This is a genomic window from Brasilonema octagenarum UFV-OR1 (assembly GCF_963888615.1).
Taxonomy (GTDB): domain Bacteria; phylum Cyanobacteriota; class Cyanobacteriia; order Cyanobacteriales; family Nostocaceae; genus Brasilonema; species Brasilonema sennae.
The window spans coordinates 1-8,182 of the sequence record NZ_CAWPKW010000153.1; the positions used below are offsets into that span (position 1 = coordinate 1).

General features: G+C 43.8%; 10 protein-coding genes and 3 pseudogenes. 5 read left to right on the plus strand and 8 right to left on the minus strand.

Annotation, left to right across the window (positions count from 1 at the left end; genetic code table 11):
• From AC5590_RS10260 to AC5590_RS10285, 6 genes and pseudogenes are all read right to left on the minus strand, one after another.
• Positions 1-934 (minus strand): annotated as a pseudogene (locus AC5590_RS10260) (hypothetical protein); the annotation flags it as partial.
• Positions 935-939: 5 nt separating this feature from the next.
• A complete protein-coding gene (locus tag AC5590_RS10265) occupies positions 940-2,382 on the minus strand; it encodes a hypothetical protein (RefSeq protein WP_348982783.1) in 1,443 nt (480 codons plus the stop codon).
• Positions 2,369-3,307 (minus strand): AAA family ATPase, encoded by a 939-nt coding sequence (locus AC5590_RS10270; RefSeq protein WP_169268615.1) that lies wholly within the window; start codon positions 3,305-3,307, stop codon positions 2,369-2,371. The genes AC5590_RS10265 and AC5590_RS10270 overlap by 14 nt, the downstream gene beginning before the upstream one ends.
• On the minus strand, positions 3,292-3,618 hold the full coding sequence (locus tag AC5590_RS10275; protein WP_248277417.1) for a hypothetical protein: 327 nt from the start codon (positions 3,616-3,618) through the stop codon (positions 3,292-3,294). The genes AC5590_RS10270 and AC5590_RS10275 overlap by 16 nt, the downstream gene beginning before the upstream one ends.
• On the minus strand, positions 3,618-4,025 hold the full coding sequence (locus tag AC5590_RS10280) for a hypothetical protein (RefSeq protein ID WP_348982784.1): 408 nt from the start codon (positions 4,023-4,025) through the stop codon (positions 3,618-3,620). Before AC5590_RS10280 ends, AC5590_RS10275 begins: the two co-directional genes overlap by 1 nt.
• A 42-nt stretch (positions 4,026-4,067) precedes the next feature.
• The gene (locus AC5590_RS10285) at positions 4,068-4,292 is read right to left on the minus strand and encodes a hypothetical protein (RefSeq protein ID WP_248277418.1); all 225 of its coding nucleotides are present in this window, start codon (positions 4,290-4,292) and stop codon (positions 4,068-4,070) included.
• Between the two features lie 166 nt (positions 4,293-4,458).
• Between AC5590_RS10285 and AC5590_RS10290 the strand changes: the two genes are divergently transcribed.
• From AC5590_RS10290 to AC5590_RS10310, 5 genes and pseudogenes are all read left to right on the plus strand, one after another.
• Positions 4,459-4,704, plus strand: a complete 246-nt coding sequence (locus AC5590_RS10290; protein ID WP_169268616.1) for a type II toxin-antitoxin system Phd/YefM family antitoxin — start codon at positions 4,459-4,461, stop codon at positions 4,702-4,704.
• A gap of 5 nt (positions 4,705-4,709) precedes the next feature.
• Positions 4,710-4,958, plus strand: a complete 249-nt coding sequence (locus tag AC5590_RS10295) for a PIN domain-containing protein (RefSeq protein WP_318284334.1) — start codon at positions 4,710-4,712, stop codon at positions 4,956-4,958.
• 24 nt (positions 4,959-4,982) lie between these two features.
• Positions 4,983-5,156, plus strand: a pseudogene (locus tag AC5590_RS10300) (type II toxin-antitoxin system VapC family toxin); the annotation flags it as partial.
• A 73-nt stretch (positions 5,157-5,229) separates the two neighbouring features.
• Complete coding sequence (locus AC5590_RS10305) at positions 5,230-5,478, plus strand: DUF433 domain-containing protein (protein ID WP_169268617.1); 249 nt, start codon at positions 5,230-5,232, stop codon at positions 5,476-5,478.
• Between the two features lie 69 nt (positions 5,479-5,547).
• Complete coding sequence (locus AC5590_RS10310) at positions 5,548-6,549, plus strand: hypothetical protein (RefSeq protein WP_169268618.1); 1,002 nt, start codon at positions 5,548-5,550, stop codon at positions 6,547-6,549.
• A gap of 377 nt (positions 6,550-6,926) precedes the next feature.
• Here the strand turns inward: AC5590_RS10310 and AC5590_RS10315 are convergent, their stop codons facing one another.
• Positions 6,927-8,027, minus strand: coding sequence for an RNA-guided endonuclease InsQ/TnpB family protein (locus AC5590_RS10315; protein WP_246163005.1), 1,101 nt, complete (start codon positions 8,025-8,027; stop codon positions 6,927-6,929).
• Between the two features lies 1 nt (position 8,028).
• Positions 8,029-8,182: pseudogene (locus AC5590_RS10320) on the minus strand (IS607 family transposase); the annotation flags it as partial.

The following is an 8,182-nucleotide window of genomic DNA, read 5'->3' on the forward strand; positions in this document are numbered from 1 at the left end:
TGGGAAAGAGAGTGCGATCGCCCTGACTAATATTATTCGTGATATTATTCTGTTGTACAATACCAGGCACACAAAAAACACCTTTGAGTTTCTGTTGACCTGTAGGACAAGGAGTTACCCATTTATAAAAACTCCTTCCACTGCTAACAGTAACAAAGAAAATTATTCCTACTACCGCTCCTATTGATTTCTGAACTGAGATGATAGATTTTGTAGTGAACTTCCGCTTTTTTTGATTTACCTTTATCTGTTCGGGAATAGGTAAATTAACTGCAGCAATCTTTATCTGGTTTCTTTCGTCAAGCACTTTGCCAAGTTCAGCTTTTGCAACTTCGAGTTTGCCACGGGCAAAGTTTCCCATCCCACGGGCGTAAATCAGTAACGGCTGGAATTCAGCCAATGGCTCAGCAAATGTTTCTGTTAATGATGCCATTCGCACCAGTTCCGCTGCATTCTTATCATCCAATTTTGAGAATGCTAATGCTAGTTCACGAGCTGCCTCACTAGGTTGCACATATGCTAGAGCTGTCCACTGCTGAACTTGGGCAAAGTCCCGAATATCAGGATCGTCACTCAAAAGCTGCTGCCTTACATACTCAAGTAAGAAGTCTGATAGTTCATAAATCCGCAGTTGACCGAACTTTTCATCTTCCTTTAATCGACTCAGCAGCACATTTCGCACTGCCAAATCCATTTCATAAAGTTCGTGCCCAACTTCATCACATAAGCTAGAAAGCAACAAATCACTTACAGCTATCCAGGGAATACCTCGCACTTGACCGTGAATATCCCGTTGGAAGTTTGCCCACAGACGATATAACAAATCGGGTGTGAGTGATAAGGGAAAAGCAGCATGATACGCCAAATACAAATGCGCTTTCCCAAAACGTTTTTCAAAAGATTCAATGCGGCGCTTGGCAACTTCAGGTTTCATTTTGCTTATTTTTTCCGCCCCTCAAAATTTGTTGGGCGTCCGCGTAACACACTAATAGCATCCTGCATACCTCGGCGGCTGAGTTCAAACATCGGTACCAGATGTGCAATTTCGCTAGCTGTTGTTTTCTGCCAACGCTTCTTTGGCATCGGATTTAGCCAAGCGATGTAAGGCACTCTTTGTCTCAAGTGGGTAAGAAATTCTTTTGTTAATTCATAGCGTTCCTCACTATAACCGCCACGAGCAGCACCAGCATCACTGAAAATCAACACAGCAGTCCTATCGGAGCAAACATGAGTAACGACATCACTGACTAACTCTGCTTGTTGATGATTGGGATCGTGGTAGAGATATTCAATGGGGCAATTGTGAAAGTAGTAAATACCAGCTTTGCCCAAACGACCTCCGCGCAAAGCCGTTTCTGTTAGCCGATGCGATAAAGCGTGAAAAGGTACCATTGAGCCATCTTGATCAATAAGTAACAGCAAATCCGCTTGGTTCACCCGACGTGGAACTAACACAGGTTCAAGCAATAAACCTTTGCGTCCAATCTGGTTTACTGTTGCTTCTAAATCTAATTCTGTTGCTGCTCCCTCACGTACTGAGCGGCGCAAGTAGCGCCATATTTGTTTCATTTGTCGTTCAGTGACAGGAAAATACTCGGTAGTAAGGATGAAGCGACTTTCAGGAATTACCTCATTTTTACAGCCAACTTGCAGCACTGTTTGAACTACTTGTACTTCATCTTTAATTGTTTTTGTCAATTGTGAAGCTAGAGGAGCAGCAAGAAGCTTACTCGAAGTTGCTTCAAAATGGGAAGTACTGTCAATTCGCCGTTTAGAGTTCCGCTGAGATACTTGCTGGAAGAGTATGTATCCGACACTTCCGGTGTTGACTATAAGCAAACTCCAATAAATCCAATTGGTTTGGTTGGGATCTGGGTTCGAGTTGGGTGTTTCGGTTGGCTGTGCTGTTGGAGTTGCCTGTATGCTAGGCTTTTGTTGTGGTATTGTAGTCAGTTTTGATGTTTGAGTGGGTTTTGATGTCTGAATGGGTTGTAATGTCTGAATGGGTTGTGCTGTCTGAGTGGGTGGTGTTCGCTGTTTTAAGAATTCAATACCCACAACAATGTCAATTGCCAAAATAGCTAAAATAACGTAGCGAGTAATAATCCGAGAATTCCAATGCAGTTTAAATTGCTTTTTTGAGGTTAAAACGACACCCTCACTACTCATCACTCGTTCAAACTGATACTCAAATAGCTGCTTTTCTTCAGCAGATTTAATCCACAAAGTCTGACACAGCCGTTTCAAAGCCCCTTTGTCACTCATCCCAAAACCAGCTTGCATAGCTTGCAAAACCAACTGATACTCATCAATCCCCAGTGGTAAGCCAGCTTCCCGTAGGCGAGTGAAAAGTTCTTGAAGTGGCAATTCATTCACGTCCACGGCTTTGCCTCAAATGACGAATATGATCATCCCAACTTTTCAGCAACACGCCTGCAAATGGCAGCTTTCCATCCAATTTTGCCAAAACCTCATCTTGAGGAAAGCGACGCAGTACCTTAAACCAGTCAATCAATTCACTCGTACTCACTTTCTTTCCACCTTCCCCTTTATCTTTGCGCATTTCCTCGCGCAGCAATAAGAAGCGAACGACAGCTTTATCTACTAACGCTTTCGGTGAATCAGGAAAGTGGTTATTTACAATTTCTACCAATCTTGGGGGGCTAGGAAATTCCACATAGTGAAACAAACACCTCCGCAAGAAAGCATCTGGTAAATCCTTCTCGTCGTTGCTTGTGATAAAAACTATGGGCGGTGCTTTTGCTTGGACTTCCTGTCCTGTTTCTTCTACAATAAACCGTTGCTCATCAAGTTCTAATAACAAGTCGTTGGGAAAGTCAATGTCAGCTTTATCAATTTCGTCAATTAATACCACCGTCCGCTGTTCGTTTTGGAAAGCACGTCCTAATGGTCCCCATTTCACATAGGTAGCTGGATCACTAATCCGTGGGATATCCTCATCTTTGATGATACGACCTGTGGCAGCAAGTTGGGCATCGCGTAAGCGACTCACCGCATCATAACTATAAAGACCATCCTTGGCGCGAGTACTAGATTTGATGTACCAAGCTTCCAAAGGCAAACCAAGTTCATAAGCCACAGCACGAGCTAGTCTTGTCTTACCGCATCCCGGTTCCCCCTTGAGCAAAAGTGGTCGTTCGAGGTAAATTGCCAGGTTAACAGCTTCTATTAATTCCTCATTCGGCAAGTAAGGATACAACAGATGTCCAGTTGCATCTCGTTCTACCAACTGCGGCTGCACTTTGCCAGTGTACTCAAGTTGTTTGTCAGTCAAATCTTTAACCATCTTTCCCTTTCTTCATACCAATTGCAGCCGCAGCGGTGACAAATTTCTGAAAATGCTAGTTCTGGAACCCCGTTATCACTATTTTCCAAAATTTCTTGGACTAAATCTTCTATTTCATTTATGAGTTCAACTAGAGGTAATGTGTGGAACTCTGTCTCAAGCATCTCAAACCAGTCAGTGAGAATGCGATCGCCAAACGGATTAATGATTGGTAATTTAATCGGAACTCTCGGTTCCCAAGTTGGTTCTAGTTCCTCCACAAAGATGGTATCCTGACAACCTACACAGCCTTCATAATCCACCAAAAACATCAGTAACTGGTATTTTGTTGGAGAGACATTCGTGCTTGACTCGCCAACGGTAACCAAAATTCGTCAAGTAATTCTTGCAAATACCCTTCTGGCATACAATCCACGCCATGAAAGACAAGAATGACATTCTGTGTCTTCCACCAGTGAAAAACTCGTTCAGCAATTTCTGTAGGTGAGTGTTGTCTTCCCAAGCCAACACGTCCACCAAATTCACGCCACAAAGCAGAAATATCTCTTCTGCGTCCTATCCGGTCAAGTTCAATTCGCACCATCTTGCCCATTGTACCCAAGCGGATATGCTGTGTAACTAATCGATTCAGTAGCCAACGTTGTCCATGATCTAGTAAACCGTGGATAAGGAAAGCTCCTATTGACTGTGCTTTCAGAAATTTGAGGAATGAGCGCACTTGGTCTCGGTAGCCTAATTTTAATAAAGCACGGTATAACTCTTAACTACAAGCTACTGACTCTAGATTGTCAATCTGCTGTATGATTTTATCGCGTTCACCTTCAGCTTCCTCAATCTGCTTGTGCAGACTGAAAAGAGCCACAGCGTCTATTGCCGTAACTTTTGCTGTCTGTAGAAACAATATCTTTTCTTCTAGCAAATCCAGTAATTTTTGTAGTTCTTCACGTTGGCTCATGTATATATTGAACAGAGGATGTGACTCCATTGCTTGTTCTGGGGGCTTGCAGTCGCTGCTCAACTTATTTATTGCTACAACATCAAAACGCGCTGTTACGGATTATTACTTAAAGTATTGTAAAACTTCAATTGCTGAATAGAGCACAATTTGTCATTAAAGTAAACTTAGTTTATAGACTTAGTTTGCAAGAATTATGGAAACGGTCAATATCCACCAAGCTAAAACGAATCTCTCACGGCTTTTGTCGCGGGTAGAACTTGGAGAAGAAATCATTATTTCAAACCGAGGCGTTGCGATCGCCAAGTTGGTTCCGTTTAGCTCCTCATACAATCGACGGAGTAGTTTAGGGCAGGATCGAGGGCGTTTCGTAGTGCCAGAAGACTTCAACGCTTCCTTACCGGAAGATATCCTAGCAGCATTTGAGGGTAGCCAGGAGTGAAACTTTTGCTGGATACGCAGTGCTGGTTATGGTGGTTTGCCCAACCAGAGCGTTTAAATGAGGAGGCGATGCTCCAGCAGGGAGCCAAGCCCTTGCGGGCGATCAAGCAGATTGATGACGAAAGTAATGAATTGTGGCTTTCTGTTGCTAGTGTCTGGGAAATGGGGATAAAAGTTGCGATCGCAAAGTTACCGCTAAGCGAACCGCTTGACAGTTATATTTCTAGTCGAATGGCACAATTGGGCGTGCGTTAGCGCAGCCTCTCGGAACGAGAATCGCTCTCGATTACACTATCTGATGCAATACTTGCATCTGCGTTGCCCTTACATCATCGAGATCCTTTTGACAGAATGTTAATTGCACAAGCCAGAGCTGAGGATATGATTCTAGTGAGTGCGGATCCTATCTTCAGACAATACGACGTTTCCATGCTTTGGGCTGCAAGCTTATGAGATATTTGTGTGTCCACCGAAGCGATCGCCTCTGGTGTGGAAGAATGAGTAACAGTATCTGGTAGAAATTACTATGAGTAAAGAAAGCCTACTATCCGGCGTATCTATTGATGCCAATATTTACTTTGGTAAGCCATGTATTCGGGGACATCGCATCTGGGTTTCCCTAATTTTGGACTTTCTCGCTATTGGGATGACAATTGAGGATCTGCTTGAGGAGTATCCGGGTATAGAGCGAGAGGATATTCTTGCTTGTATTGTCTATGGTGCCGAAATGGCAAGGGATTATTATGTCGAGATTCCCCTGGGAATCCACAAGTAACTCTCAAAGTGAAGCCCATGAGAAGAACTGTTTTTTTGAAAGACTTGTTATCTCAAGATTTAAAGAAATATGCTTATAAATCCTTTGCGCCAACTTTTGAGCAAAGCAGAGGCGCAATCATTTCAGCTTTTGGGAGAAGATCTGGTTCTGCTCTCGGGAGCCAAGCTGCGGGAGGCTGTGGCTATATACGAGGCTGAGCTTGCACGCACAGTTCCCTCAAGCATCCGTCCACTTTTTGAGCACGAACAGGCTGCATTTTTATCCGAAGCTCATGCTTGGCTGAAACGTTTCAATCAAACCATCCATACGCGCATTCGTGGTTATCTGGCACTCGGACGCCTCTGTAATTTTGAATATCCCTGGCCAACGATCGCCGTGCTGGGAATCTGTGAGGTCCTTGAGCGTATAACCCATGCACGCGTTTACGGGCTAGTTGGCAAGGTTGCCCGTCATCTTGTCAGGTATGGGGAACTCGAAGATCTGGCGAGTCAAATTGATGACATACTCCTACGAACAAATCGTAGCATTTTTGCAGATTCGGTTCCCACGGTGCTTATGGCTCTGCGTTGTCACAATCATAGGTCTCGGGGAGCAGACGACCTCGCTGAGGCTCTACTTTCAGGTCCTCTCACGCCACTTATGGATGAAGAAAGCCGTGAGCTTTGCCGTGGACTTTATGAAGCACTCGCAGTGGATGAAGGTCAAGAACGCTTCTCCCAACTGGTGGCACTGACGCTGCGCCACTTCCAGCGTGAGCAGGCAATTTTAACGTATCACTTGGAAGGTACACTCTCGCAAAGCAAAGAATCATCGCTCGCTAACCGCCTCATGCGAATATCTAGCGTGAGCGCCCCAGTCATCGAAAGTACATCCAATGGTTACCAACTGGTGTTCAAGCCGTACAAACTGCCTACAGATTTCAACCTTAAAGAGCACGAGATCCGTGTTAATGAGTTTGCCTGTGCGTTTATCATATCGGTCACAAGCAAAATTTCTGATTACCAAGTTGCTGTAGATTACGTTGTCAAACGGTTCGGTGAAAAAGGAGAGCATGCAGTAGTCACATTCTAAAGTGGAAGTCGCTTCAGTCAAGCAATTTTCACCAATTGAACTTCCCCGGCAGCGATCGCCTCATGAGAAAAACTCAATATTTCCCGAAGCCCCTGTCATGTTAAATTCTTGGGAATAAAGAGCTTGCTGTACTCACAGCCATGGGTATTTTCTCGCTTGATATCGGGAAAAAATTATCATCTCATCCTACTAACGCATTTGCTTCCTAGTACTCTGTCACACAAACTATGTACGGTGAAATAAAAAACCACAAAGGCGCATAGACACGAAGTGGCTTCCCGCAGGGTAGAACGCAAAGAAAGAGGAAAAGAAGACAAATTCTACTCATTGATTTACGCCTCAAAGTTGCCTTGACGAAATACTAGTATCTGATACATTTATGCTGAACATTCCTGCACGTTACTGAGTAACGCACCGAATGAAACAATAGCAATACCATCTTGGTTGACGGTAAAGGAGGTATCCCTCAAAGCACGCAACATGATGTTGCGTGCGCCGTTTGCATCTCTTGGTGTTTGGGTTCCACAACTCGGACATTTGTGAACTTTGTTTCCACCAAGCTTTGCATGTCGATGACCACACACACCGCAAGTTTTTGATGTGTAAGCCTCGCTGAGATCAATCACCACGCAACCACGCTTTGATGCTTGATGTTTTAGAGTTGACTTAAACCGATAATGCGCCCAAGTCAGCATATTTCTAACTGTCTTTGACCGTATTTTCCTACTCGACTTGGCTACCATTTGGGAAGACTCGAAGTAAGGCAGAAATATAACACGGTAGTTATTAGTCAGATAACACGCTGTCTTTTTGTGAACTTCGTTAACCAGGTTTTGTATTCTATTTCGCAACCTGTTTGCAGCACGTCGCATCGACTGACGACGCTTAGAATTGGTTTTGGTCGAGCGGCTGATCAACTCATCCAGATATTGACACAAACGAGTGACTCGACCCATGTCATTACCGCCAACCTCTATTACTTTATCTCCATCGTATCCAGTGAGAAAACTTCTAACTCCTGGGTCAAGCGCTATTAACTTGTTGGAGTCAGAATCTTGACGCTCAAAAGGTTCTGGGAATATTGCAAACCACGTACCACGCTTGTAAACTAGTTGTGTTCCATACTCACAGCTTGTTGGCATTGGCTCGCTTACAACAAAATTCATTTTCTTCGTTTTGTTGTAATACCATTTTCCGTTAGTCAAGTTGGAGTTGTTAAACTTAATACTTTGTTGTGGGTTGCGAACAGAACGAAACTTGGCATCACGGCTAGCTGAATAAGCTTGATGAGCATCAAAGATGGCGTTTTGTTTGATATGGCATGGCACTTCTTTTACCCAATCAGGTAGGTCAGATTGCATCACCATATTTCGTAATTTCAACTTACCAATTCGAGATTCAGAATTACGCTGCATTGATATTGCCTGATTAAAGCAGTATCGACATGCCGCTAGCCATTTCTTCCAAGTTTTATGCAACTCAGGCTCTGGGTAAATCCTTATCTTCTTTGATTGTAGTTTTGTACTTTCGCAATCCGTACAACCGACAGGAAAAGACGTGAACAATTGCGAGAATGTCCTCAACCATTTCTCGCTCTGGGGAAAGGTTGTCTTGGTTGAGAACCACGAGTCTT